Raw genomic sequence first — 26,175 nt, 5'->3', positions numbered from 1 at the left:
CCCTCCTCACTTTGCCGTTGTGCCGCGGGTGACGAAGGCGCCGGCCGCCGCGACCAGCCGGTCGAGGCAGAAGCCGGTGACGCCGATATAGGCCAGCGCGACGATGATGTCGGGCAGCCGCGAGGAGTTCCACGCGTCCCAGATGAAGAAGCCGATGCCGACGCCGCCGGTCAGCATCTCGGCGGCGACGATGGCGAGCCAGGAGAGCCCGATGCCGATCCTCAGGCCCGTGAAGATGTAGGGGGCGGCCGCCGGCACCATGATCTTGACGAAGAACTCGAGCTGGTTGAGCCGCAAGATGCGGGCGACGTTGCGGTAGTCCTCGGGGATGTTGCGGACGCCGACGGCTGTATTGATGATCACCGGCCAGATCGAGGTGATGAAGATCACGAACAGCGCCGACGGGTTGGAATCGCGGAAGGCGGCGAGCGACAGCGGCAGCCAGGCGAGCGGCGGCACGGTGCGCAGGATCTGGAACACCGGGTCGAGGCCGCGCATCGCCCACACCGACTGGCCGACCAGCGCGCCCAGCGCCACACCGACCACCGCAGCCATGCCGAATCCGATGGCGACGCGCTGCAGCGAGATCAGCACTCGCCAGGCAAGGCCGATATCCTGCGGGCCGTTGTCGAAGAACGGATGCGCGATCAGGTCATAGGCCTCGTTCCACACCTGGCTCGGCGGCGGCAGGCTGGCCGTCGGCGACGAGCAGGCGACCTGCCAGACGACGAGCAGGAGGATGATGACGACGGCCGGCGGCACCAGCGCCGTCGCCAGCTTGCCGGCAATGGCGAGCAGATCGATGCGGCGCCTCGCCTTGGCGGTGAAGGCGATCACCTCGGCGGGCTTTACGGGAAACGCCTTCACCTTGGTGTCCTCGACGGTTTGGATGGACATGTGTTCGCGAAGCTCCTGGTCGTTGGGCGACAACGGCGCGAGCGCCGTTGCGCCTTTGTCGCGCCGCGACAAACGGCGCCTTGGGCGCCGTTTGCGCCTAGGCTGATGCCTTGATCTTGAGGCTGTCGAGATAGGCGGACGGGTTGGCCGGATCGAAGGTCTTGCCGTCGAAGAAGGTCTCGACGCCGCGCGACGACGATGCAGGGATGTCGCTTGCCGCGACGCCCAGCTCCTTCGCCGCCTCGCGCCAGAGATCCTCGCGGTTGACCTGGTCGACCAGCGCCTTGATGTCGGTGGTCGGCGCGAACTTGCCCCAGCGGATGTTCTCGGCGAGGAACCAGCTGTCATGGCTCTTGAAGGGATAGGAGACGCCGCCCTTCCAGAACTTCATGTAGAGGTCGGTGCCCTTGGCGACGCGGTCGTTGCCGTAGTTGATATCGCCCTTGAGGCGGCCGATGATGTCGGCGCTCGGAACGTTCATCCATTGCCGCTTGCCGATGATGGAGGCCATCTCGTCCTTGTTCTCCATCGCCTCGCACCATTGCTGGGCTTCCATGACGGCCATCAGGATCGCCTTGGTGGCGTTGGGATATTTCTCGATGAAGGCGGCGCGCAGGCCGAGCGCCTTTTCCGGATGGCCCTTCCACAATTCACCCGTGGTGGCGGCGGTGAAGCCGATACCCTGGTGGACGAGTTGCTCGTTCCACGGCTCGCCGACGCAGAACACGTCCATGTTGCCGACCTTCATGTTGGCCACCATCTGCGGCGGCGGCACGACGATGGTCGAGACGTCCTTGTCGGGGTCGATGCCGCCGGCGGCCAGCCAGTAGCGTATCCACAGGTCATGCGTGCCGCCCGGGAAGGTCATGGCGGCCTTGACCTCCTTGCCGGCGGCCTTCTTGGCGGCGAAGGCCTCCTTCAGCTTGGAAGCGTCGAGGCCGACGCCGGTGGCGGCGTATTCCTGGGCGACGGAAATGCCCTGGCAGTCGTAGTTCAGCCGCGCCACGATCGCCATCGGCAGCGGCTGCTTGTTCTGCGTCACCTTGCCGGTGTGCATGAGGTAGGGCATCGGCGTCAGGATGTGGGCGCCGTCGATGCCATTGGCCTCGCTGCCCAGCACCAGATTGTCGCGCGTCGCGCCCCAGGAGGCCTGCTTCAGCACCTCGACATCGGGCATGCCATATTTGGCGAACAGCCCCTTCTCCTTGGCGATCATCAGCGGTGCCGCGTCGGTGAGCGCGATAAAGCCGAGCTTGGCGCCGGTCACTTCGGGTGCTGCGGTCGCCGCATAGGCGCCCGAAGGCAGGAGGTTGCGCGCCGCCACGAGCAGCCCCGCCGTCAGCGCGCTTCTGGCAAGGAAGTCGCGACGCGACATGCCCTTGAGGGTCGTTGCAGTTCCGATCCGTTTCGTCATCGTCATCTCCCGGTTGGACGCCGCTTGGGACCGGCGCCGTCGATTCTCGTGTTCGGTCAAAACAAAAAGCTGCCGGCCAGGTCGCTCGCGTCCGTACATCCGGGATCGCGTGTCGACCTGAGCGGCAGCTTTGCCTGTGGCGCCCGCCATTGGACGCCTGTTCCGGCTCCGCGAGGAGCTTGTCTATTGCAATGCAGAAACCGTGCCAGTTTTGAACGAGGAGAAAAATTTCAATTAAATCAATGATCCACGCCGGCAACGCACGGGCCGGGTCACGAGGCGCGCAGGCCAAAGATTGTTCATTAGCGCAAGCGCACGCATAATTATTGTGCAATGCACAAGAGTGGCGCAAAAATAATCAGGCCCGTAAAATCAGCTCTCGAGACGGTGGTCTTGACCGGTTGGGGACCTGTTGCCGGCCAAGGTTTCAGCCTTCGTGCAGATGGATCGACGGCACGGGCGTTTGGCTGATCTCGGCGCCGCCGCCCGAGCCACTCGCGGCTAACGAATCCGTCCGGGTCAGCCTGAGACAATCTCGAAGTGAAGAACCTCGGTGTCGCCGGGCGACGATCTCCGTCCCGGCGAGATGACGCCGGAGCCGAAGAGAAGAATATCTTCGCGGCGCACGAATACTTCATGGTCGGGCCCCATCGACACAAATGTGCCCGACGAGCTTCGCTCGATAAGGCGGGCCTTGCCATTCGAAATGGTGAAAGTGGCGTGGTGCCTTGAGACCCAGGGCCACTGGATGACGATATTGCATTCCGGCGATCGGCCGAACGTTACGAATTCGTTGTTTCGGCAGGATCGCGACTGATCTCCATAGCCGATGAGTAGATTGATCTGCGGCGGCGGGACAGAGCGCCTTTCGATAACGGTGCCCCGGCTGGCGATTTGCGGACTGAGGGTCCCATCGTCGCTCCTCAGAGTATAGACATCGAAGAGTTCCTGCTTGCCCTTGAAAGCCATTTTGTCGAGGAGCCGCAAGGCACTGCGACTGCCCGCTGTAAGGCCTTCGAAGAAGCTCTGGCTGATCAGCACCTCCCCGGGGTTGGCCGTGCTGGACAACCTGGCGGTGACATTGACAACATCGCCGAATATCGCGCCCCGCGCGCGAATGACCGCCCCGAAATGCAATCCTATACGGGCGCTCAACGGCCCTTTGGTCAATTGGCGGCTGATTTGGCAGACGGCCCTCAGCGCCATCTCCGGGCTCTCGAACAGGCTGAGTACGTCATCGCCTTTCGAGTAAATGAAATCACCGCCGTGCTGGGCGACGATCTCGCGCATCGTGTCCAGGCAATCCGAAACCTGCTGCAGAGCGGCATCGTCGCCGATGCGCTCATAGAGGGGCGTGCTGCCCACGACATCAGCCAAAAGGACTGCGGCCAGAAGTCTTTCCTGATCCATCGATCTCGTATCCGCCCGAGAACGCAGCGTATATAACACACCAAGGCTGGCTTTGACTTATCAACTTGCGCGCGTTGGCGATCCGCACCCCGGCACGTCGGAACCTACTGCGCCAGGGAATCAGCGTGTTTCTGCCCGGCGATATAGGCTTCGATCTCGTCGGGATCGAAGATCTGGCCGTCGAAGAACCCGTCCGGGCCGAGCAACAGGCTTGCCCCCGCCGAACCGACCGGCGTCGCCGCTTTCAGCGCCCCTTCGACCTTGGCATTGGCGCCGGGCAACGCCACGCCGAGCGGCTTCAGCGCCGAGCGATAAAGGTCGGGCCGGTAGCAGTTCCAGGCGATGGCGAGGTTTTCCGGCGTGTGCGCCAACTGCCCCCAGCGCACCATCTGCGTGTAGAACCACAGCGCATGGCTCTTCCACGGAAAATTCGCCGCCTTGTCGAAGGGCACGAAGAAATCCGCGATCGCCCGCTCGGCGCCGCCGCCGAGCTTCAGCCGTCCGGTCAGGATCGGCATCTGCACCGAAGCCGGCAGGCCGAGGAAGCCCGACCCGGCCATCAGCGCCGCCAGTTCGGCATGGTTCGCCGGGTCCTGACACCAGCGCGCCGAATGATGCAATGCACGCAGCAGCGCCGCCAGCGCCTCCGGATTCTCCTCCGCCCAGGCCTTGCGCACGCCAACGACTTTCTCTGGGCTGTTGCGCCACAGCAGCGCCTTGACGGTGACGATATGGCCGGTGCCGGCGGCGACCGCGGCACTGTTCCAGGGCTCGCCGACGCAGTAGCCATCGATGCGGCCGGCGGCCAGCGCATCGGCCATGAAGGGCGGCGGCACGATGACGATCTCGATGTCGCGCTCGGGATCAATGCTGCAAGCAGCGAGCCAGTAGCGCAGTTCGTAGTTATGCCCGGAATGCGGATGCACGACGGCGAAGCGCAGCGGCTCGCGGCCCGCAGTCGCCCGCTCGCGGATCAGCGCGCCAAGAGCGGCCCCTGCCCGCGCGGGATCGAGATCGGGTTCCGCGCCATGCGCCGCCATGCCGTCCCACACCGCATTGGAGACGGTGACGCAATTGCCGCCGAGGCTGAGCGAGAACGGAACGATGGTCTCGGAGGCGATCGGTGTGAGGCCGAGGCTGCAGGCCAGCGGCATCGGCCCCAGCATGTGCGCCAGATGGAAATGGCCGATGGCGATGCGGTCGCGGATGTTGGCCCAGGAGGTCTCGCGATGCAGCGTCAGCTCGATGCCCTCGCGCGCGGCAAAGCCCAGCTCGCTGGCCGCCACCAGCACGGCGCTGTCGAAAAGCGGCATGAAGCCGGCGGTGATCTGGTGCGCAGCGGCCATGCTCATTCGTCCTCCAGCGGCCCGAGCAGCCCGGCGGCGGTCACCAGGCTCTGGGCGATGTCGCTGATCTTGCGGTTCTGGTTCATCGCCGTCTTGCGCAGCAGCGTGTAGGCCGCCTCCTCGGAGAGGCCGCGCGACTTCATCAAAATGCCCTTGGCGCGGTCGATGACCTTGCGGCTCTCCAGCTCGCTGCGCGCCTCCTCCAGTTCGCGCGCCATGCGCGAGAAGGCGTTGAAGCGGCTCACCGCCATGTCGAGGATCGGCTTGACGCGCTCCTGCCTCAAACCATCGACGACATAGGCCGAGACGCCGGCCTCGACCGCCGCCTCGATCGAGGCCTGGTCGGAGCGGTCGACGAACATGGCGATCGGCCGCTTCACCGCGCGCGACAGCTGGAACATGTTTTCGAGCATGTCGCGGTTGGGGTTTTCGAGATCGATGACGATGACGTCCGGTTCGATCTCGGCGATGCGCCGCGCGATGCCGGCGACATCATGGATGACCGTCACCCGCTCATGCCCGGCCTCCCGCAACCCGGCCTCGATGATCGAGGCACGGATGCGGTTTTCGTCGATCACAAGGACGGCGAGCGAGGAACGGACCATGGCTTCAATATGTCGAAGCGGGGTGATTGTGCAATGCGGGATGGCGAGCCGCCATGCCTTGGCAGGCCTATAGAGGCGGACGCTGGAAATGGACAGCTGTGATTTTGGAGGCATCGAAACAAACGTTTCGCGTGGTTTTTTGTTAGCCGCATCTACAAGTTGCGTGCGCCGATCGAACTCCCTTGCGCGCGCAGATAGGTCGCGCCATGAGTGCTTTGGGGGAAATCTCAAATGAAGCTGAGCGTTGGTGGCCGCTATTTCTGTTTTCTGGCTGCGCGTCGGTAGTGCGCGGAGCTACAGAGAAAGTCTCTGTAAATTCAGAACCGTCGGACGCGGGGATAAGAACGTCTGTAGGGCATTCCTGCCCCCTTTTCTCCGTGCACCGTCGAAGTAAGTCGAAAAGAAGGTTTTGCGGCCTTTGAATGGGCAGCAATAGGATCGAATCGAACCTTCCTTTCGACTGTTGTTGTTCGCGGACGACGCCTTAGTTCGCTATAGCCTCGATAAATCGCTTCGCTAACGCGTCGCTAGCGAAGCGCCCGATCTCTTCGTAATCGGGGCGATCTTCTGCAATATCTGGAGACCTTAAGACGACGAAAGCACCCGCATCCGGCACAATGAGAAGCGTGAGGTCTTCACTTTCGATTGGAGCAGTATGACGAGCGCCGCAGCTTGGACAGTCGTCATCGCACATGCATGACCACTCGTCGACCCAATGTTCGCCGCAGCCGTAGCATTCATAATGGTTTGCGTACCAAGACATTTAGGCGTTGTCCCTTTGCTCGGTCTTCAAAAGCTCTCTTTCCTCAGGCGATAGCGGCCGCGGGCCACAAACTCGAGATATCTGTTGTCTCTGAGGAACTGCAATTGCTGACGAATCTTTGGTCTCACATTTCTGTTGTTCGGGTATAGAGCGCTCAGTTTCCTTTCGAACGCGTAGACTTGTTCGATATCGAAATCAGTCGCACCGATCATATCGACACATCTCATTACTTCAATTAGCCAGCCACGAGCATCTGCCTTTTCCTCACGAAGAAAAAGGGTGTGCTGCCATTTTGCGACAACGACCTCTTTAGGGATCGGAATGCTGTTCCTAACCAAAAATATTCGGCCCGCATCCGGAATGCGGTCGAGCAAAATATTGGAACCAACCCAACCCGCTCTCCTCGCTGTCGGCGCCAGTGGGTTCCTTTTCTCGATGATGTCTGGTACGAAAAAATGCTTTGGAACAACGCAAACATGCCTTACTGCTTTTTGCGTCAGATCATAATTCAGCAATATCAAATTCGGGTTGGTCGATGATGCCAATCTGTCAATTTTGGTAAAATAGGCTCCGTCGGCGACCTTCGTGCCGAATGCCTTCTTTTGGCTTTTCAGCTCGAATTGATCACTGCAACTGCTGCAGAAAAAGTCGGCAACAGGTAAATTAGCAGCGAATTTTTCTAGACGGGAGCTTCCACAATTGGGGCAATAAATCCATTGGGAGGCCCACTGCTCGGTCCAAATTCTGGCTTGTTGTGATCCACTGTTATATTTTGCTTGTGTCTCTTCAAAACCAAATTTCATTCGCGATCAAAGCCATCTGTTAGCGGACGCCAATAAACCCTGGATTTACAATTCGGCAATGGACGATCAAGAGCAAGCCGGAAAGATCACCGCCTTCGCCGAGAAGGAAGGCTACAAGCCAGGCAGCAAATACATCGCTACCAAAATGAGTGGAAACGGTGCTGCCGGGCTCGCCGGAAACATTTTGGTCGGAGGCTTGATTGGCGTCGGTGTTGATGCGGTGACCGGCGCAACGTTGGATCATTTTCCGAACCCTCCGGTGATAACCTTGGTTCCCGTCGACGCCGTCCGCCAGAGCACCAAGGCGGTGGTGCCGCCTCCGCCGCCGCCGCAAGAAACAACAGTGCGCCGAACTGGAGTCTGAGGGAAAGGCACATGAGCCTATCCGGCAGTGGCAAAGCCGGTACCGATGGCGCCGCATTGGTATCACCGGTGTTGATCACCGATCTGCAGATGTAGCCGAGTCCTACTCCGCCGCCTCGTACCCCGCGATGCCCTTGATCTCCAGGAAATCCTCGAGCCCATATTCGGCATACTCGCGGCCGTTGCCGGACTGCTTGTAGCCGCCGAAGGGCAGGCCGGCGTCCCAGGTGGGGTAGTTGATGTAGACGTTGCCGGAGCGCATGCGGGCGGCGACGGCGCGCGCCTTCTCGATGTCCTTGGCCTGGATGTAGGAGGCTAGGCCGAAGACGGTGTCGTTGGCCTGCTCGACCGCCTGCTCCACCGTGTCGTAGGGCATGATCGCCAGCACCGGCCCGAAGATTTCTTCAGTGGCGATGCGCATGTCGTGGGTGACGTCGGCGAACACGGTCGGGCGGACAAAGTAGCCGCGGTTGAGCTCGGCCGGGCGGCCGGGGCCGCCGGCGACCAGCGTGGCGCCTTCGTCGATGCCGCTCTGGATCATGCCTTGAATCTTGTCGAACTGGAGCTGGCTGACCACCGGGCCGAGCTTCGAGCCCGGCGCGTCGGCCGGGCCGACGGTGAATTTTTCCGCCGCCGCCTTCGCATGGGCGGCCGCCTCGTCGTGACGGTCACGCGGCACGAACATGCGGGTCGGCGCGTTGCAGGACTGGCCGCTGTTGCCGAAGCAGCCGGCGACGCCCTTGGTGACGGCTCGTTCGAGGTCGACATCGGGGAACAGGATGTTGGCCGACTTGCCGCCAAGCTCCTGATGCACGCGCTTGACCGTGTCGGCGGCGGCCTTGGCGACCAGGATGCCGGCGCGGGTCGAGCCGGTGAACGACATCATGTCGACATCGGGATGGCTGGCCAGCGCCTGGCCGACGGTCGGGCCATCGCCGTTGACGAGGTTGAAGACGCCCTTCGGCACGCCTGCCTCGTCGATGATCTCGGCGAAGATGATGGCGTCGAGCGGCGCAATCTCGCTCGGCTTCAGCACCATGGTGCAGCCGGCGGCAAGCGCCGGGCCGACCTTGCAGGTGATCTGGTTCAGCGGCCAGTTCCACGGGGTGATCAGGCCGACGACGCCGATCGGCTCCTTGACGATGAGCGACAAGCCCTTCACGTGGCGGAACTGAAAACTTTTCAGCACCTCGGCCATCTTCTCCAGATGCGCCTGGCCGACGCCGACCTGGCTGTCCAGCGCCATCTGGCGCGGCGCGCCCATCTCGCGCGAGACGGCCAGCGCCAGGTCCTTGCTGCGCTTCTTGTAGACCTCGATGACGCGGTTGAGGATCTCGAGCCGCTCCTCGACCGAGGTGAAGCCGAAGCTGTTGAAGGCGCGCTTGGCCGCCGCCACCGCCTTGTCGACATCGGGCTTGGTGCCGAGCGAGATCTGCGCGAAGGCATCCTCGGTGGACGGATCGATGACGTCGAAATTGTTCGGAACGACCGGATCGACCCAGGCGCCGTCGATGTAGAACTGCAGATTATGGGACATGGGTTCCTCCTCGGTCGGCCGTGGTTCTCGATTGTGGGGCGTCGTATTCCGCCAGTGATAACGATGCAATTAGGTCAAACGCAAGACCGGGTCGTTGAGCCAGGGCCGCGCAGCAATCCGCCGAGAGCTCACTCCTCGAACGCGCTCGCCCCGACATAGATCGCGGCGAGCTTCTCGATGCCGGCCTGGTCCTCCTTGTCGAAGCGGCCGGGCAGCGGGCTGTCGAGGTCGAGAACGCCGAAGATGCCGTCATTGTCCCTGAGCAGCACCACCAGCTCCGAACGCGAATCCGCGTCGCAAGCGATGTGGCCCTCGAACTCGTGGACGTCCTTGACCAGCATGGACATGCCCAGATCGACGGCAGTGCCGCAAGCGCCCTTGCCGACGGCGATGCGCACGCAGGCCGGCTTGCCCTGGAAAGGGCCGAGCACCAGCTCTTCGTCCGATTGCAGGAAGTAAAAACCGGCCCAGTTGAGGTCTGGCACCATCTGGTAGATCAACGCCGCGGTGTTGGCGGCGTTGGCGATCGAGTCGCGCTCGCCTTCGAGCAGCGCCTTCAGCTGCGTGGCGAGTTCGCTGTAGAAGGCCGGCTTGTCCGTGCTCTCGATCGCCTTTGCCGCAAACATCGCCGTGCCTCCGTTGCCAGGACGCCGAAGCGCCCGCTCCGCTCTCTCTGCCACCAGGTGAGCGGTGAGGCTATCACGAAATCCCCCGGGATGATGACGATTGCGGCGGCGGCAGCATAGCGTAGGTCGGCGCCGCCCCTCATTGCCCAGCAGGGCATTTCTCCCCGTATAGTGACGGGGAGAAAGGGGCCGTCATCGGCGGCTTCGCCAATCATCAGCTTTGCAGATTAGGAGCCGGCGCGGCGCCCAGCCCTCTTCTCCCCGTTCACGGGGAGAAGGTGCCGGCAGCGGGGCGGCGCGACGTTTCTAATTTCGCCCCAGAGTGCGCGACGTATGGGACGGGCTTCAGGTCTGCCGGCGGCCGAAGACGCGGGCAACGCGCCCCAGCAGGCTGGGACCTGGAGCAGCCGACTTCACCGGCGGCGCCGGCATGGCAGGCCCGGCCGCGGCACGATTTTCCAGGTCGGACACCATGGCCGTAACCGCCTTGTTGACATCGAAGGCCGACGTCGGACGAGCGTCCTTCATTCGTTGCTGGGTCAGCGGCGAACATGTCGGGCGGCCATCCGCGCCGAGTACCTCTCCCATGGTCAGCTGGTGGGTGAAGCGGAAAAGGGCAAAGACGGCATATTTGGTCGCCTGCGCGTCATAGGCGCGGCTTTCGACCTTGGCATGGATTTCCAGCAGCTTCGGGATCAGGAACTGAGCCTTGTCCGGCGCGGCTTCGCCTTCGTATGGCAAGGTGCTCCAACCGGCCTTGATCAATGTGGCCCTGAATTCGGCTGGCTCTCGCCAGAGGGCGACGACAGTCGCGGGATCGACAAAAGCCGTGACGTAGTTCCCCTTCATGTTGTGGGCGATGCCGACCTCGTCCAGCAAACGCTTGCATTCGGGAACGAGCCAGACGGCCTTTGGAAAGATCGACTGGAATTCGAAGTCGTAGTTCAGTTCCATCCGAAAAGCCTCCGGCGTTTCATCACCCTGACCTTCCGTCAAGTCTCGCAATTTCCACTTAAGGTTTTGCCTATCTTGCTTGGTGAACGGCCGATTGACTGGCGTCCCCGTTGCCAGCCGGCCGGGCCACCCGCTACAGTTCCAGCCGCCTCAGGAAAGAGCATCGTGACTTCCAATCCCGCCAACCGCAAACGCGACCGCGCGCAGCCGGCGGCGGGCGAAGCCCCCCTCGCCTTCGCCGTGCTGGTCTTTCCCGGCTTTCCGATGATGGCGTTTTCCTCGCTGATCGAACCGCTGCGCGCGGCCAACGTACTGGCCAAGCGCGAATGCTACCGCTGGGTGATCGTCGGCGCGGATCCCGGCACGGTCGAGGCCTCCAATGGCGTCGTTATCCAGCCCGGCTTTTCGGCGGCCGATGCGCCGAAGGTCGACCGCATCGTCGTCTGCTCCGGCGGCGATGCCGACCATGTCGTGGCCGACGAGGCGATGAGCTGGATCCGGAAAAGCCTGCGCGGCGGCGCGCATATCGGCGCGGTGGCGGATGCCGCGTTCTTCCTCGCCCGCGCCGGCCTGCTCGACGGCCATGCCTGCACCCTTCACTGGACCAGCCAGGCGGCTTTCACCGAGGCTTTCCCGGATATCGAGCTTCGGCGCGATCTCTTCGTCATCGACCGCAAGCGCTTTACGTCGGCTGGCGGCGTCGGCAGCCTCGACATGATGCTGGAGATCATCACGCGCGACTATGGCGCCGAACTGGCGGCGGGCGTCGCCGAATGGTTCGTGCACAGTCCTTTGCGATCGAGCGTCGACCGCAAGCTGATGCCGCTCAGGCTGCGCACAGGCGTGCAGAACGAGCTGGTGCTGTCGGCCATCGCGATCATGGAGGACGCGGTGGAGGAGCGGCTCGGCATGGCGGAGCTGGCGACAAGGCTCGGCGTTTCCCCGGACAAGCTCGAGCGCAATTTCCGCGCCGAGCTGGATATCTCGCCCAACGGCTACTACCGGCGGCTGCGGCTGAAACGAGCGGCCGACCTGCTGGCGCATTCGACGCTGATGGTGCGCGATGTCGCGCTGGCGTGTGGGTTTGCTTCGATGTCGAGTTTTGCCCGGGCGTTTCGGGAGGAGCATGGGCACGCGCCTAAAGCCATGAGGAGGCAGTAACTCTTCACTGTGCTGAATGCTGAGACGCTGGCGGGACAGCGCCCCCCTCTGGCCTGCCGGAGATCTCCCCCACTTGGGGGGAGATCAGCAGCTTCAGCGCCCCGCTCATTCTGCAACGTTGGCGATTGGCGAAAGCCGCGATGACAGCTGATCTCCCCCCTCGTGGGGGAGATGTCCGGCAGGACAGAGGGGGGCGCGAAGGATCTCGGCGCCTGTAGTTCGCCTCACCACATCTGCGGCATCCGGCACGACATTTGCGGGAATTCGCACACACTTCTTGCAACGCATAGCCCATGTTCTCCGCATCAGGAGGGACCGCCATGAGCATCGTCGTTTTCGACCCCGACAGCACCGAGGATGTGGACTTCAAGGATCGCATGCGCCATCCGGCGGCCGCTGATCCGGCGGGCGGCATGTGGCTCTCCGACACCGAGCCGTCCTTCATCGATGCGGATGCGCTGCGCAAGGGGCGGCTCAAGAAACTGCGCGGCTGGATGCGCGAGGCAGGCTATGGCGCGGTCGTCCTGTTCGACCCCTACAACCAGCGCTACGCCACCGGCTCGCGCAACATGTTCGGCTACTTCCTGCGCAACTCGACCCGCTATTTCTTCATCCCGACCGACGGGCCGGTGGTGCTGTTCGAATATCCGCAGAGCTACCACGTCTCGATGGTGCTCGATACGATCGACGAGGCACGGCCGTCGAAGCTGGTCTGGTCCTCGGTATCGGGCCGCGATGACGAGACCGCCGGGCCGTTCGCCGACGAAGTCACCGAACTCCTGAAGAAGCATGGCGGCGGCTCGATGAAGCTCGGGCTCGACCGCTGCAGCCATCTGCAGGCGCTGGCGCTCGAAAAGCGCGGCTGCGAGGTGCGCGATTGCCAGGGCGAGATTTTGGCCGTGCGCGCGGTGAAGACGCCTGAGGAAGTCAAATGCCTGCAGGCGTCCATGGCCGGCGCCGAGGCCGCGGTGTCCGCAGTACGCGAGGCGATCAAGCCCGGCGTCTCCGAAAACGAGCTGTTCGCCATCATGTATGGCGAAGTGATCCGCCAGGGCGGCGAGTTCATCGAGACGCGGCTGCTCACCTCCGGCCAGCGCACCAACCCGTGGTTCAGCGAGGCGAGCGGGCGCAAGATCAGGCCGGGCGAACTGGTCGCGCTCGATACCGACACGATCGGTTGCTACGGCTATTATTCCGATTTCTCGCGCACCTTCCGCTGCGGGCCGGGCAAGCCGACCGCCTACCAGAAGTCGCTCTACCGCATGGCGCACGACCAGGTTCAGCACAATATCGGCATCGTGAGGCCCGGCATGGCTTTTCGCGAGATCGCCGAGAAGGCCTGGAAGATCCCGGACCGCTTCGTCGACCAGCGCTACACTTCGGTCATGCACGGCGTCGGCATGCATGGCGAGACGCCTTTCATCGCGCACTCGATGGACTATGAAACCTATGGCCGTGACGGCATCATCGTGCCCGGCATGGTGGTCAGCGTCGAAAGCTATATCGGCGAGAAAGGCGGCCGCGAGGGCGTCAAGCTCGAGGACGAGATCCTGATCACCGAGACAGGGACGGAGTTGCTGTCGCGGTTTCCGTATGAGGACGAGTTCTTGGAATGAGCGATTTGATGCCGATACGCTCTGTTGGCGCCGCCCATACGCTATCGCAGGCCTTCGAGATTGGCCGCAGCAAATGTGACGTCGTCATCCTAGGGCGAAGCAAGGAGCGAAGCGACGCGGCGCAGACCCTAGGATCCATGCCGTTACTTCGGAGCGTTGCATCGGTGCAGAATTCTGTTCCGCTGCATTCTTCGCTAGAGGTAACGGCATGGATTCCAGGGGCTTCGCGACGCGGCTTTGCGGCTGCTTCGCCCTGGAATGACGAAACTGATAGTCTGCCGCAGAACCCCTCACACTGCGGCACCCCTTCGAGAGCATCCGCATGAAGACAGCCATCGCCATCCGACGCGGCACCGTGGCCGCGGTGTTCATCGATCTCCAGGAGGAGCATCGCAAGGACGAACGCTATCTGGTCGAAGGGTTCGGCGGCATCCTCGCCAATGTCCAGCGGCTGCAGGCGGCGGCGCGACGCAATTTCGTGCCGCTCTACCACTTCGCCTACATCGTCGACCTTGCCGAGGCGCGGCCGTTCCATCCGGTGGACGCCAGCGGCAAGTCGGCCTTCTCCGACAAGGACGATCCGCTGACGGCGATCTGCGCGGACGTGGCGCCGACCGAGGGCGAGACGATGCTGGTCAAGACCGAGGCCAGCGCCTTCGGCAACGGCGCCTTCGCCGACCGGCTGAAGACGGCGGGCATCGAATGGCTGGTGATTGCCGGCGTCTGGACCGAGGCCTGCATCGACGCCACGGTGAAGGATGCGGTGGCGCGTGGTTTCCGCGTGCTGCTGGTCAAGGATGCCTGCGGCAGCGGCAGCGCGGCCATGCACCAGACCGCCATCCTCAACCTCGCCAACCGGCTCTATGGCGGCGCCGTCACCGGCACGCTCGATGCCTGCCGGCTGCTGGCGGGCGACACGGTCGATGCGTGGCAGGTCGAGGGCTCGGTGCCGCTGCGCTTCACCTACGAGAACGCGGCGCGGCTCTACGACGAGCTCTGACGGCAAGCCGATGGGCGCGAACCAGATCGAAGCGACCAGGCGGGGGAAATACGCCACCCTGCTCGACCCGGAGCTGTGGGACTATATCGACCAGGTCAATGCCTGGTTTCCGCCCGGGATCGCGGCGCGGCCGATCGCGGAGCAACGGGCGGTCTACAACGCGATGTGCCGTGCCTTCCACCAAGGCTGTCCGGCCGGTGTCACGGCGAGTGACGATGTGGTCTCGGCCGACGGACGCGACATCGCGGTCCGGCGCTACCGGATGGCCGGCAAGGTGGCGCGGGCGATCGTTGTCTACTACCATGGTGGCGGCTTCGTGCTCGGCGATCTCGACAGCCATGACGACATCTGCGCCGAGATCTGCGCCGCCACCGGCTTCGAGGTGATCTCGGCCGACTACCGCCTGGCGCCGGAGCATCTCCATCCCGCCGCCTTCGAGGATTGCCTCGCCGTGTTCGAATGGGTGGCGGCGACAAGCGCGCTGCCGATCGTGCTCTGCGGCGAGAGCGCCGGCGGTAATCTCGCCGCGGCTGTCGCGCACGCCACGCGCCGCAGCCAGCGCCACGCCGCCGGCCAAGTGCTGATCTACCCCGAACTCGGCGGCGAGACGGGCCGCTCCTATCTCGAGCATGCCGAGGCGCCGCTGCTCGACGTCGGCGATATCGAGTCCTACCGCCGCTTCCGGTCCGCGCCGGGTCAATCGCTGGACGATCCGACCTTCTCGCCGCTGCGCGACAGCGATTTTACCGATCTGCCGCCGACCTTCATCATCACGGCCGCGTGTGATCCGCTGTCGTGCGACGGCGAGACCTATCGCGACCGCATCGTCGCCGCCGGCGGCTCGGCCTGGTTTCAGGAAGAGCCGCGGCTGGTGCACAGTTTCCTGCGCGCCCGCAACAGCGTGCCGCGCGCCGGCGAAGCGTTTGCGAGAATTGTTGCGGATATTGGCAGGCTTGGCGCGGCGATGGAGCGCTGATCTCCCCCCTTGTGGGGGAGATGGCCGGCAGGCCAGAGGGGGGCGCGAAGGATCGCGGCCCCTCAGAATCCTTAGGATTCAAAACCATTCGTCATCGCAGCGGCGCTGAATAGCCGAGATGCTGGGCGGGACAGCGCCCCCCTCTGCCCTGCCGGGCATCTCCCCCACACGGGGGAGATTGGCGCTACCCACGTGCGGAACAGCGCACAAGAACTGCGGAAAAGCGAACATTTCCCTGAGTAACCCCGCCCTATCATCGCCGCAGGCCAACGGGCGCTCCGGCGAGACGCATCCGCCCCCCGCACCGCGACCGGCCGGGGCGCCCAACAGGGAGGGAACGACGATGAAATTCATGCTGACCGACAGAAAACTGCACCCGCGGGCAAAGCCCTCCGCCGACGATTTCAGGAAAGGCGGCATCAGCCGGCGCGAATATCTTGCCATCATGGCCGGCTTCGGCGTCAGCGCCGCCGGCGCCTTCGCGTTGGGCGGGCTCGGCACGTCGCCTGCCCGCGCGGAGGAGCCAAAAAAGGGCGGCATCTTGCGCGTCGCCATGAACGTCAAGGGTTTCAAGGATCCGCGCACCTTCGACGGTGTCGAGATGTCCAACGTGGCGCGCCACTGCAACGAATATCTGGTGCGCTGGAACACCGACTTCAGCTTCGAGCCGTGGCTCTTGGAAAGCTGGGAAACCAGCGATGACGCCAGGACGATCGCTCTGCATGTGCGCAAGGGCATCAGCTGGTCGAACGGCGACGCCTTCAACGCCGATGACGTCGTCCACAATCTGACGCGCTGGTGCGATGCCTCCGTCGCCGGCAATTCGGTCGCCGCGCGCATGGGCGCACTGGTCAACGCCGACACCAAGAAGCCGGTCGATGGCGGCATCGAGAAGGTCGACGACTTCACCGTCAAGCTCAACCTGCCCAAGCCCGACATCTCGCTGATCGCCGGCATGGCCGACTATCCGGCTCTGATCATGCACCGCTCCTATGAGGGCGACGGCGACCCGAAGAAGGCTCTAGCCATCACCACCGGCCCTTGCGAACTGGTGAGCTGGGACGCCGAGACGGGTGCGGAGGTGAAGCGCAAGGACAAGCCCTGGTGGAAGGGCGAGTTCCATCTCGATGGCATCAAATGGGTCGACTACGGCTCCGATCCCAACGCCATGCTGTCGGCCTTCGAATCCGGCGAGATCGACACCGACCACGAGACGGCTTCGGACGCCGTATCGCAGACCGAAGAGATGGGGCTCGAAAATTCCGAGATCGCCACCGGCTCGACCATCGTCGCCCGCTTCAACGTCGGCAATGCGCCCTACGATGACGCCAAGGTGCGCCGCGCCGCCCAGCTTGCCGTCGACAACTCGGCCGTGCTGAAGCTCGGCATCGACGGTCGCGGCAAACCCGCCGACAACCACCATGTCGGCCCGATGCATCCGGAATTCGCCGATATCGGCCCGGCCAAGCGCGACGTCGACGCGGCGAAAAAGCTGCTCGCCGAGGCCGGCAAGGCGGACCACGAATTCGACCTCATCTCGGTCGACGTCGAATGGCAAAAGAGCACCGGCGACGCGATCGCCGCGCAGATGCGGGAGGCGGGCCTGAAGATCAAGCGCACCGTGCTGCCGGCCGCCACCTTCTGGAACGACTGGAGCAAATACCCCTTCTCCTGCACGGAATGGCTGGGGCGGCCGCTCGGCGTGCAGGTGCTGGCGCTTGCCTACAAATCGGGCGCCGCCTGGAACGAAAGCGCCTATGCCAACAAGGAGTTCGACGAGCTTCTCGACAAGGCGCTGGCGATGCCCGATGCCGCCCAGCGCAAGGAGATCATGGCCAAGATTGAGCAGAATTTGCGCGATAGCGGCATCATCATCCAGCCCTACTGGCGCTCGGTCTACCGCACCTACCGCAAGGGCGTGCAAGGCTGCGAGCAGCACCAGTCGCTCGAGCAGCATTTCGAGAAAGTGTGGCTGGAGTCCTGATCCCTCCCAGGGTGGCAACCCCGGCCGGCACGGCTCTTGCTGAGCCGCGCCGGCCGTTGCCATATGCGCCCATTCAGCACAGATTGCATGCGGCCTCAGACCGGCAAGCGCGGAAGCAGTCAGGCATGGATCACTTCGACCTCGGCACCTACCGCCGCCCAATTTCCACATCCTCGGCAGAGACGCAGCGCTGGTTCGATATCGGGCTGAACTGGTGCTACGGCTTCAACCACGGAAGGCATAAAATGCTTCGCGAAGGCGCTGCGGACTGATCCCGATTGCGCCTTCGTGCACTGGGGCATCGCCTATGCCGCGGGGCCTTTCTACAACCTGACCTGGAAGGAGCATGGCGAGGCCGAGGCCTGAGTGGCACAGTTCAGCGCCGCGCCCAGCATCCCGGACAATGTCTGGGCGCTGCACGGGCTGGTCGAATGCTTGGGGCGGCGCGGCGAGACCGACCAGTTGCCTGGGTTCCAGGCCAGGCTCGCCACGGCGTTGGCAAAGACCGACGTGCCGATCACCTCGTCCTGCCTGTGCAGGACAAGCGTGCATTCAGGGCACGACTGCTGCCATTGAGGATGGCCCGCCCCTGTGCGCCGTCACCAATCTCGCGTACACAAGTCCTGATCCAACCCGGCCCCGCGACGTGAGAACCCCATGCGATTGGTGCTAAGTAGTCTCTTCCTCGGCCTCGCCGCCGCCGGCCAGTCGCCCGCCCGGGCCGCGGCGGACGATTGCGGCGATGCCGCCGCGCTGGTGCAACTGGCCTATCCCAATGCGCAGAAGAGCGCCGACGAAAGATCGTTCACGCTGGAACCCCATACCAGCATCTCCCTGACGCTGCGGGAAGGTGACAATTCATTCGGCCTGGTCTGCAAGGTCTGGCCCGCCCATGACGACCTGCTGCTGGTCGCTGTGCCACTGATCGACAGCGCCAAGTCCGGCGACGGCCAGCATGTCGGCGATATCGAGATTCTCGTCCTCGACATGAACAGCCTGCGGGTGCGCCAGCGCCTGCTCCAGCCCGGGCTGATGAATGATGATGCCATCTACATCCGCAAGATCGAGTTCGATACCGGCCGCTACAGGCTGGCGCCCGATGTAAGCGCCTTCGGCCTGCGCATCGAAATGGCAAGCGATTCTCGGCCCAATCCCTTCCGTGAAACCGACCTCAGGCTCTATGCCCTCACCCGCGATGGGCTGCGCCTGGTGCTCGACGGCCTCGTCGTCGACAGCTATGGCGGCGAAGGCGACGCCAATTGCGCCGGATCCTTTCATTCCAGCAAGGCCGGCCTGTCGATGCGATCGGCGAGCCACCACGGTTATCGCGACATCAGCGTGGTCGAGCGGAGGGATACCGACGAGCCCGACCTCGACACGCAGGGCGAATGCCTGTCGCACCCCGGCAAGCCTGTGAAACGAACCTACCGGCTCCGCTATGACGGCAACCGCTATCCGGTTCCGGCGGCGCTCAAGGCCCTGGAACCGTGAGAAGGCTGCTTGCATCACGGCGGTGCTGCCGAGCGGGCGGCCTGAGGCGCTCGCCGATGGCGGCGCCGGCAAGGTCTCCGACGACGCCGCCTCCATCATGTGGTGAAGGCGGCGATCTTCTCCGTCAGGAAAAGATTTCCGCCAGATCCTCTACGCTGGTGCCTTCCTTGACCTGGCGCAACTCGACATAGGTGACCGCGGAGGCAATCGACATCAGCGTCGACATGAACGCCGAGACCACAGCGCCGAGGACAATGGCGATATATCCGCCAAAGAGCAGCACGACCGTGCCGAGCACCATCTGGATGCCAAAGGCGATCAGGATGAGGATCAGGAAGAGGCCGAACAGCGCCCAGCGGCTGCCCTTGGTGAGCGCACGGCTGCGCGACATGGAGCCGAAGACGCCGAGCCTCTCCTGCACCAGGGCGGGCACCGCCACCGACCAGCCAAGCCACAGGATGATGCCAGGCACCAGCAGCGCTATCGAGGCGAGGCCGGCGCCGAGGGCAACCATCAATCCGATGCCGATGGTCGGCAGCAGGCAGCGGAGCGCGATCTGGATGCAATCCCCGAAAGTCGGCTTCTTGCCGTTCATGTCGTCGATCGTTGCCCTGACCAGCGCCGACTGCAGCAGCAGCGACAGGATGAAATAGAGCATCGCGAAGACCAGGGTCAGCATCGAATCGCGGAACATGGTGGCGGGATCGGCCATAGCCAGCGCCGCCGGATCGCCAGCCGCCAGGCCGCCCATTCGCACCTCGTTCCAGAACTGGAAAACGAATGTCGGCAGCCCCGAGAACAGCGCGGCAAGCCCCAGGCAAAGACCGATATTGCGATTGATGACGGCAAAGCTGTTGTTGAGTACCTTGCCGATCTGGAATTTCTCTGGCCGTGCCAGTGTCGTCGAAGTCATAGTCTGCCCCCTTAACCACAGCCGCATAATGGCTGGTTCGCATGACAGTAAATGTGACAAGATTAACACTTAGCGTCTAGCCTACTTGCAATTGTTGTGTCGCGTTGCCAGTGTCGGCGCGGCGGGTTTACGGGGGAGCGAGCGGGTGGCAGTTGCACAGCCGGGCACAGTGGACGCCGAATGGCTGGCGAAAGTGCACAAGCAGCTGCTGGCCGACACGTCCATACAGTTCGACCTGCCGGCCTTCGCGCAGCCCGAACCGCCGGCCTGGCTGAAGCCGCTGCTGGATTTCCTGTCACAGCTCGGCCCCTATATGATCTACCTGTTCTGGGGCGCGGTCATATCGGGCGCCGTGATCATCCTGTTCCTGATCGCCCTCGAAATGAAAGGCATCGCCTGGCGCCTGCCGTGGCGACGCGCGCGGGGCGAAGCCGAGGCGCAGGAGGAATGGCGCCCCGATGCCGCGATGGCGCAGATCCTGCTGTCGGAAGCCGACGCGCTCGCGGCGCGCGGCGACTATGACGAGGCGGTCCATCTCCTGCTTCGTCGCAGCGTCGCCGACATAGCCGGGCGCCTGCCCGACTTCCTGCGTCCCTCGCTGACGGCGCGCGACATCGCCAATGCTCCTTCCCTGCCGGCGCGGCCACGCGGCGCGTTCAGCGAGATCGCACGCATCGTCGAGGCGGCGCTGTTCGCCCGCCGGCCGGTCGGCGCCGAAGGCTGGCAGCAAGCGCGCGGCGCCTATGAGCGGTTCGCCTTCCGGGATGCCTGGGCATGAGCGCGCCGGCGGCCGAGACGGTACAGGAACCGTTCAGCCGCAGAACGCTGTTCTGGGGCATTTTCGCCAGCCTGTTCGCCGCCGCGGGGTTCTTTCTGCTATCGACCTATGCGCCGGATTTTCGCCAACCCGGCGGCGGCGCGACGCCGCTGTCCAAGGGCGGCTCCGGCTATGCGGGGCTGGTGGAATGGCTCAAGCTGACCGGGACTCCTTCGCCGATGGCGCGCAGCGAGGAGGACCTCAGCACCGGCCTGATGTCTGGCTTCCTGCTGATCGTCACCATTTCGCCCGACAGCGACCCAGCCGCGCTCGACCGCATCGTCAAGCTCCGCGAAGACAAGGCCACGCTGTTCGTGCTGCCCAAATGGCAGACCACGCCGCTCGAGCAGCATGAAGGCTGGGATATCAAGATCGAGCGGCTGCCCGCTACGGCCGTGAATCAATGGCTGGGCCGGATCGGCAAGGCAAAGCTTGGCGAAGGAAAGAGCACGGTCGAGCAACTCGACATCAACGGCCATCTCGTTGCCGCGCCGGAAGACATGCAATGGGTGGCCGACGATCATCCGCTGATCTCGGCCGGCAACGGCAAGGGCGTTCTCACCGAACTCGACGACAAGCCATTCTACATCCTGACCGATCCGGACCTCATCAACAACGCAGCGCTCAAGGATCCAGACAGGGCCAGGGCGGCGCTCGATCTGATCGCCATGCTTGAGCCTGGCAAGGGCGCCGTGATGTTCGACCTCACGCTGCATGGCGCCGGGCGCAAATACGATCTCGCCAAGCTTTTGGTCGAACCGCCCTTCCTGGCGCTGACGCTGTCGATCCTGGCCGCCGCTGCGCTGGCCTTCCTGCACGGGCTTGGCCGTTTCGGCCCGCCGCGCGCCGAGGGCCGGGCGATAGCCTTCGGCAAGCGGGCGCTGGTCGACACTACGGCGATGCTGTTCAAGCGCGCCGGACGGCTGAACGAGTTGGGCGACCGCTATGGCGCGCTGATGCGGCAGCGCGCCGGCGCGTTGCTCGGCGCGCCGCACGGGCTGCAGGGCGAGGCGCTCGACCGCTGGCTCGATTCCCGCGACAAGGGCGAGGCCCAGGGGTTCACGACGCGGCTCAAGGCCGCGGACAATGCCAGCTCGCTGGCGGACATGCATGAGGCAGCCGAGCGGCTGCACGACTGGACGGCAAGGAGGCTCGGTGAACGTCGATGATGTGAAGGCCCTGGCGACAGCGATCAGGGAAGAAGTGGCGAAAGCGATCACCGGCCAGCGCGACACGGTCGACCTGATGCTGACCGCGCTGTTCGCCGGCGGGCATATTTTGCTCGAAGGGCCGCCGGGGACCGCCAAGACCATGACAGCGCGCTGCTTCGCGCAGGCGCTCGGCGTCGCCTATGGACGCATCCAGTTCACGCCGGACCTGATGCCCGGCGATATCGTCGGCTCCAACATCTACAATTTCCAGACCGGCCAGTTCACGCTGACGCGCGGCCCGATCTTCTGCGACCTGCTGCTTGCCGACGAGATCAACCGCACGCCGCCGAAGACGCAGGCCGCCCTGTTGGAAGCCATGCAGGAGCATGCCGTCACCTTCGACGGCACCACGCACTCGCTCGGCCGCAACTTCATGGTGGTGGCGACGCAGAACCCGATCGAGCATCAGGGCGTCTACCCCCTGCCCGAGGCGCAGCTCGACCGCTTCCTGTTCAAGCACCGAGTGAGCTATCCGGACCTGCAGGAGGAGCGCGCCATCATCGTCCATCACGGCGGCGGCTCCGCCTCGCACGACATCGCGCAATACGGCATCAAGGCGCAGACCGACCGCAAGACGCTGGAAAAGGCGCTCGACACCGTCGGCTCCGTCACCCTCGTCGACGATGTCGTCAACTATATCGCGGCGCTCGTGCGCGCCACGCGCGAGAGCCCCGACCTGGAGGTTGGCGCCAGCCCCCGCGCTGGCGCCATGCTGGCGCGGGCGGCCCGGGCGCGGGCGACGCTCGACGGCCGTTCCTATGTGATCCCCGACGACGTCAAGGCGCTCGCCGTGCCGGCGCTGCGCCACCGCGTCATCCTCTCGCCGGCCGCGCAGATCGACGGGCGGCTGGTGGAGCAGATCGTGTCCGACCTCGTCGACCAGACGGAAGCGCCGCGTTGATCTATCCGAGCGGTAGAGCGGTCTGGGCAGCGGCGGCGGGCGCGATTCCCGCCTTCCTGATCGCGCTCGCGCTGCCGTCCTTCTGGTATATCGGCCTGCTCTGGATCTGCCTGCTGCTTGCCTTCCTGGCGGTGGACGCGGCCGCCGGACGCGGGCGCGCCTCGCTCAGCGCCAGCCTCGACGCGCCGCCGCAGGTCGGCGTCGGCGGGCGTTTCGCCGTCCGCGTCGCTGCCGGTCTCGGCAAGCAGGCGCGCATGCTGCAGGCGCGCGTGGGCCATGACCAGCGGCTGGAGCCGATCCATGGCACCGGCGGCGCGCTGCCGGCGAATGGCGGAACGCTCGACCTCGAATTCACGGCGCTGAGGCGCGGCATGGCCAATTTCGACCGCCTGTGGCTGCGCTGGCGCGGGCCGTTCGGGCTGGTCTGGAACCAGGTCGTGCTGCCGATGGACGAGAAGGTCGCTGTGCTGCCCGACGTCAGCCGCGCCCGCGACGAAGCGATCACGCTTTTGCAACGCTCGGCGCAGGCTGACGGCCATGCCCAAAAGCGGGCTGGCCAGGGCCGCGAATTCGAGGCGCTGAAGGACTACCAGCCCGGCATGGGCCGGCGGATGATCGACTGGAAGCGCAGCGCCCGCCACGGCAAGCTCCTGGCCCGCGAATTCCGGATCGAGGAGAACAACAGCATCGTGCTCGCCATCGACAGCGGACGCCTGATGTGCGAGCCGGTCGACGGCGTGCCCAAGGTCGACCGCGCGGTGACGGCGGCGCTGCTATCGGCCTTCATCGCGCTGAAAGGCGGCGATCTCGTCAGCCTGTTCTCCTTCGATGCCAGGCCGCGCATCTCCAGCGGCGCGGTGCGCGGCTCGGCCAGCTTCCCGATGATCCAGAAGCGGGCGGCCGAAATCGACTATTCCAGCGAGGAAACCAATTTCACGCTGGCGCTGACGACGCTTTCGGGCAAGCTCGACCGGCGCTCGCTGGTCATCATCTTCACCGATTTCGTCGATCCGATCAGCGCCGAGCTGATGCTGCGCACCGTCGGCCGGCTGACCGAGCGGCATCTGGTGCTGTTCATGATGATGAAGGATGTCGAACTGGAGAGCCTCGCCGACATGCCGCCCGCGACGCCGGAGGATGTGGCGCGCGCCGTCACCGCCGGCGGCCTGCTGCGGGAACGGCAGGTCGTGATCGGCCGGCTGAGGCTGCTCGGCGCGCATGTGATCGAGGCCGACCACCAGCGGCTCGGCCCGGCGCTGGTCGAGCGCTATCTCGAGCTCAAGCAGGAGAATCTGCTGTGACGAACCCGGCCGGCACCGATGCGGTGCGCCAGACGCTGGCCAGCTTCCGCCAGGAACGCGAGGCCGACTGGAAGGCATTCGAGGCGCTGCTGGCCCGGGTCGAGAAGCGGGCGCCGCGCACGCTTTCGGAAGAGGAACTGCTGTCGCTGCCGCTACTCTATCGCTCGGCGCTGTCGTCACTGTCGGTGGCCAGGGCGACCTCGCTCGACCATGCGCTTGTCGCGTATCTCGAAGCACTTTGCCTGCGCGGCTATTTCTACCTCTATGGCGCCCGGCGCGGCTTGCGGCAGCGCATCGGCGATTTCTTCCTTCACGACTGGCCGAACGCCATACGCGCACTGTGGCGCGAAACCCTGGTCACTGTCGGCTTGACGGCGGTCGGCGCGGGCGCGGGCTACTGGCTGGTGGCTTCCAACAAGGGCTGGTACGCCGCCATCATCGCGCCCAGCCTTGCCGGCGGCCGCAATCCGGATTCGTCGGCCGCGATGCTGCGCAGCGTGCTCTATGACGGCGCCGACAACCAGTTCCTGTCGAGCTTCGCCGCCTATCTCTTCACCCACAACACCCAGGTGGCGATCCTTGCCTTCGCGCTCGGCTTTGCCTTTGCCGTGCCAAGCGTGCTGATCATCCTGATGAATGGCTGCATGCTCGGCGCGATATTCCAGATCTACGCCGCCAAGGGGCTCGGCTTCGAGCTCGGCGGCTGGCTGTCCATCCACGGCACGACCGAGCTGTTCGCCATCGCGCTTGCCGGTGCGGCCGGCATGCGCATCGGCACGCGCATCGCCTTCCCCGGCGAACTGACCCGCATGGCGGCGGCGGCGCAGGCCGGGCGCATCGCGGCGACCGCCATGGTCGGCGTCGTGGTGATGCTTCTGTTCGCCGGCCTGCTCGAAGGCATCGGCCGGCAGACCATCACCGGCGACGGCGCCCGCTATGCCATCGGCGGCGGCATGCTGGCGCTATGGTGCGCCTATTTCTATCTGTTGAGGATTGTGCGGCATGGCGACGGTTAGACGCGCCACCCTCGCGCCGACGCGGCCGCTGATCACACCGGAAGGCGTCGATCTGCGCATCAGGCTTGCCGATGCCGGCACGCGGGCCGCGGCCTTCGTGCTCGATGTGGTGATCATCACCACTGCTGCGATCGTCATCACGATCGTCGCCCTGTTCGGGCTGCGCGGCATCGGCTTCGGCGGGCTGCAGCCGCTGTTCGTCGTCTGGATCATCCTGATCTTCCTGCTGCGCAACGCCTATTTCATCGCCTTCGAAGCCGGCCGCCGCGCCGCGACGCCAGGCAAGCGCATCGTCGGCATCCGCGTCGCCTCGCGCAGCGGCGCCGGCCTGTCGGTCGATCAGGTCATCGCGCGCAATCTGATGCGCGAGATCGAGATCTTCCTGCCGCTGTCGATCATCGCCGGGCGCGGCGGCGCCGGCGTCGCCGACACGCTGACGACCATTTTCGGGCTGGCGTGGGCGCTGCTCTTCGCGCTCTTCCCGCTGTTCAACCGCGACCGCCTGCGCATCGGCGACCTGCTCGCCGGAACCTGGGTGGTCGAAGCGCCGAAGCTGAAGCTGGTCGAAGACCTGTCGCGCAGGCAGGACCCGGTCGCCGCCCGTTTCCGTTTCAGCTCGGCCCAACTCGATGCCTACGGCATCGCCGAACTGCACAAGCTGGAAGAAGTGCTACGCCGCGACGACTATTTCGCGCTGAAGACAGTGGCCGAAATGATCGGGAAGAAGATCGGCGTGACGATCGAAGCGCCGGATTCCAGGGCGTTCCTCACGGCCTACTACGGCGAGCTCAGGGCGCATCTCGAGCGCAAACTGCTGCTCGGCAACCGCAAGGCGGACAAGCATGCGCGGTAGCGGCAGATACTGGAACCTGGCGCGCCGCCCCTCATCCGCCCTTCGGGCACCTTCTCCCCGTAAACGGGGAGAAGGCCATAGCCGCGCCTGCGGTTGGCGAAACCCCACGCGACAAGTCCTTTCTCCCCGTCACTATACGGGGAGAAATGCCCGGCAGGGCAATGAGGGGCAGCGCCGACTCACAATACTTTTGAACCGAAACCTGGCTCGCTGGGCT

24 protein-coding genes and 1 pseudogene are annotated in these 26,175 nt (G+C 64.5%); 15 read left to right on the top strand and 10 right to left on the bottom strand.

The genetic code is table 11. The features are described from left to right. Positions 1-6 precede the first annotated feature (6 nt). The 6 genes from ntrB to EN846_RS21125 form a co-directional block, all read right to left on the bottom strand. Positions 7-897, bottom strand: a complete 891-nt coding sequence (ntrB, locus tag EN846_RS21155; protein ID WP_127394309.1) for a nitrate ABC transporter permease — start codon at positions 895-897, stop codon at positions 7-9. Between the two features lie 97 nt (positions 898-994). Then, positions 995-2,311, bottom strand: a complete 1,317-nt coding sequence (locus EN846_RS21150) for a CmpA/NrtA family ABC transporter substrate-binding protein (protein WP_128346223.1) — start codon at positions 2,309-2,311, stop codon at positions 995-997. Between the two features lie 519 nt (positions 2,312-2,830). Then, entirely contained in the window at positions 2,831-3,721 is an 891-nt protein-coding gene (locus EN846_RS21145; protein WP_127393761.1) for an FHA domain-containing protein, read from the bottom strand. Positions 3,722-3,825: 104 nt separating this feature from the next. Beyond that, entirely contained in the window at positions 3,826-5,067 is a 1,242-nt protein-coding gene (locus EN846_RS21140; RefSeq protein ID WP_187331418.1) for a CmpA/NrtA family ABC transporter substrate-binding protein, read from the bottom strand. A gap of 2 nt (positions 5,068-5,069) precedes the next feature. Continuing rightward, positions 5,070-5,672, bottom strand: coding sequence for an ANTAR domain-containing response regulator (locus tag EN846_RS21135; RefSeq protein ID WP_127287210.1), 603 nt, complete (start codon positions 5,670-5,672; stop codon positions 5,070-5,072). 789 nt (positions 5,673-6,461) lie between these two features. After that, positions 6,462-7,238 (bottom strand): DpnI domain-containing protein, encoded by a 777-nt coding sequence (locus EN846_RS21125; RefSeq protein ID WP_127393520.1) that lies wholly within the window; start codon positions 7,236-7,238, stop codon positions 6,462-6,464. A 58-nt stretch (positions 7,239-7,296) separates the two neighbouring features. Here EN846_RS21125 and EN846_RS35210 point away from each other — a divergent pair, with 58 nt between their 5' ends. Further along, positions 7,297-7,602: a hypothetical protein gene (locus tag EN846_RS35210; protein WP_187331411.1), complete on the top strand. Its 306-nt coding sequence runs from the start codon at positions 7,297-7,299 to the stop codon at positions 7,600-7,602. 102 nt (positions 7,603-7,704) lie between these two features. Here EN846_RS35210 and EN846_RS21115 read toward each other — a convergent pair whose 3' ends face one another. The 3 genes from EN846_RS21115 to EN846_RS21105 form a co-directional block, all read right to left on the bottom strand. Beyond that, positions 7,705-9,138 (bottom strand): aldehyde dehydrogenase family protein, encoded by a 1,434-nt coding sequence (locus EN846_RS21115; protein ID WP_127393519.1) that lies wholly within the window; start codon positions 9,136-9,138, stop codon positions 7,705-7,707. A gap of 128 nt (positions 9,139-9,266) precedes the next feature. Continuing rightward, a complete protein-coding gene (locus EN846_RS21110) occupies positions 9,267-9,764 on the bottom strand; it encodes a GAF domain-containing protein (RefSeq protein ID WP_127393518.1) in 498 nt (165 codons plus the stop codon). A gap of 345 nt (positions 9,765-10,109) precedes the next feature. Further along, a complete protein-coding gene (locus EN846_RS21105; RefSeq protein WP_127393517.1) occupies positions 10,110-10,718 on the bottom strand; it encodes a hypothetical protein in 609 nt (202 codons plus the stop codon). 264 nt (positions 10,719-10,982) lie between these two features. Between EN846_RS21105 and EN846_RS21100 the strand changes: the two genes are divergently transcribed. From EN846_RS21100 to EN846_RS21060, 8 genes and pseudogenes are all read left to right on the top strand, one after another. Continuing rightward, positions 10,983-11,879: a GlxA family transcriptional regulator gene (locus EN846_RS21100; protein ID WP_245494602.1), complete on the top strand. Its 897-nt coding sequence runs from the start codon at positions 10,983-10,985 to the stop codon at positions 11,877-11,879. A 320-nt stretch (positions 11,880-12,199) separates the two neighbouring features. Continuing rightward, positions 12,200-13,495 carry a Xaa-Pro peptidase family protein gene (locus EN846_RS21090; RefSeq protein ID WP_127393567.1) on the top strand — a complete coding sequence of 432 codons (1,296 nt, stop codon included), beginning with the start codon at positions 12,200-12,202 and terminating at the stop codon, positions 13,493-13,495. A gap of 322 nt (positions 13,496-13,817) precedes the next feature. Further along, a complete protein-coding gene (locus tag EN846_RS21085; protein ID WP_127393566.1) occupies positions 13,818-14,495 on the top strand; it encodes an isochorismatase family protein in 678 nt (225 codons plus the stop codon). A gap of 10 nt (positions 14,496-14,505) precedes the next feature. Further along, positions 14,506-15,471: an alpha/beta hydrolase gene (locus tag EN846_RS21080; protein ID WP_127393565.1), complete on the top strand. Its 966-nt coding sequence runs from the start codon at positions 14,506-14,508 to the stop codon at positions 15,469-15,471. A 343-nt stretch (positions 15,472-15,814) separates the two neighbouring features. Next, positions 15,815-17,455, top strand: a complete 1,641-nt coding sequence (locus EN846_RS21075; protein ID WP_128346376.1) for an ABC transporter substrate-binding protein — start codon at positions 15,815-15,817, stop codon at positions 17,453-17,455. Positions 17,456-17,580: 125 nt separating this feature from the next. Then, a pseudogene (locus EN846_RS21070) lies at positions 17,581-17,818 on the top strand (hypothetical protein); the annotation flags it as partial. 3 nt (positions 17,819-17,821) lie between these two features. Further along, positions 17,822-18,031, top strand: coding sequence for a hypothetical protein (locus tag EN846_RS21065; protein ID WP_127394366.1), 210 nt, complete (start codon positions 17,822-17,824; stop codon positions 18,029-18,031). 81 nt (positions 18,032-18,112) lie between these two features. Further along, positions 18,113-18,946 (top strand): hypothetical protein, encoded by an 834-nt coding sequence (locus EN846_RS21060; protein WP_128346377.1) that lies wholly within the window; start codon positions 18,113-18,115, stop codon positions 18,944-18,946. 124 nt (positions 18,947-19,070) lie between these two features. On the opposite strand, the gene EN846_RS21055 is transcribed toward EN846_RS21060, so the two are convergent. Next, a complete protein-coding gene (locus tag EN846_RS21055) occupies positions 19,071-19,859 on the bottom strand; it encodes a hypothetical protein (RefSeq protein ID WP_127392033.1) in 789 nt (262 codons plus the stop codon). Positions 19,860-20,004: 145 nt separating this feature from the next. Here EN846_RS21055 and EN846_RS21050 point away from each other — a divergent pair, with 145 nt between their 5' ends. The 6 genes from EN846_RS21050 to EN846_RS21025 are packed head-to-tail and all read left to right on the top strand — an operon-like array spanning position 20,005 to position 25,958. Further along, positions 20,005-20,637 (top strand): DUF4129 domain-containing protein, encoded by a 633-nt coding sequence (locus tag EN846_RS21050; protein WP_127392034.1) that lies wholly within the window; start codon positions 20,005-20,007, stop codon positions 20,635-20,637. Then, entirely contained in the window at positions 20,634-21,845 is a 1,212-nt protein-coding gene (locus EN846_RS21045) for a DUF4350 domain-containing protein (RefSeq protein ID WP_127392035.1), read from the top strand. The genes EN846_RS21050 and EN846_RS21045 overlap by 4 nt, the downstream gene beginning before the upstream one ends. Beyond that, on the top strand, positions 21,832-22,788 hold the full coding sequence (locus EN846_RS21040; protein ID WP_127286825.1) for a MoxR family ATPase: 957 nt from the start codon (positions 21,832-21,834) through the stop codon (positions 22,786-22,788). The genes EN846_RS21045 and EN846_RS21040 overlap by 14 nt, the downstream gene beginning before the upstream one ends. Beyond that, on the top strand, positions 22,785-24,089 hold the full coding sequence (locus EN846_RS21035) for a DUF58 domain-containing protein (protein WP_127392036.1): 1,305 nt from the start codon (positions 22,785-22,787) through the stop codon (positions 24,087-24,089). The genes EN846_RS21040 and EN846_RS21035 overlap by 4 nt, the downstream gene beginning before the upstream one ends. Then, the gene (locus EN846_RS21030) at positions 24,086-25,105 is read left to right on the top strand and encodes a stage II sporulation protein M (RefSeq protein WP_128346378.1); all 1,020 of its coding nucleotides are present in this window, start codon (positions 24,086-24,088) and stop codon (positions 25,103-25,105) included. The genes EN846_RS21035 and EN846_RS21030 overlap by 4 nt, the downstream gene beginning before the upstream one ends. Further along, positions 25,092-25,958 carry an RDD family protein gene (locus EN846_RS21025; protein WP_127392038.1) on the top strand — a complete coding sequence of 289 codons (867 nt, stop codon included), beginning with the start codon at positions 25,092-25,094 and terminating at the stop codon, positions 25,956-25,958. Before EN846_RS21030 ends, EN846_RS21025 begins: the two co-directional genes overlap by 14 nt. Positions 25,959-26,175 lie beyond the last annotated feature (217 nt).

This window comes from Mesorhizobium sp. M4B.F.Ca.ET.203.01.1.1 (genome assembly GCF_004791025.1).
Lineage (GTDB): Bacteria > Pseudomonadota > Alphaproteobacteria > Rhizobiales > Rhizobiaceae > Mesorhizobium > Mesorhizobium abyssinicae.
This window is presented reverse-complemented; position numbering and strand designations above follow the sequence as displayed.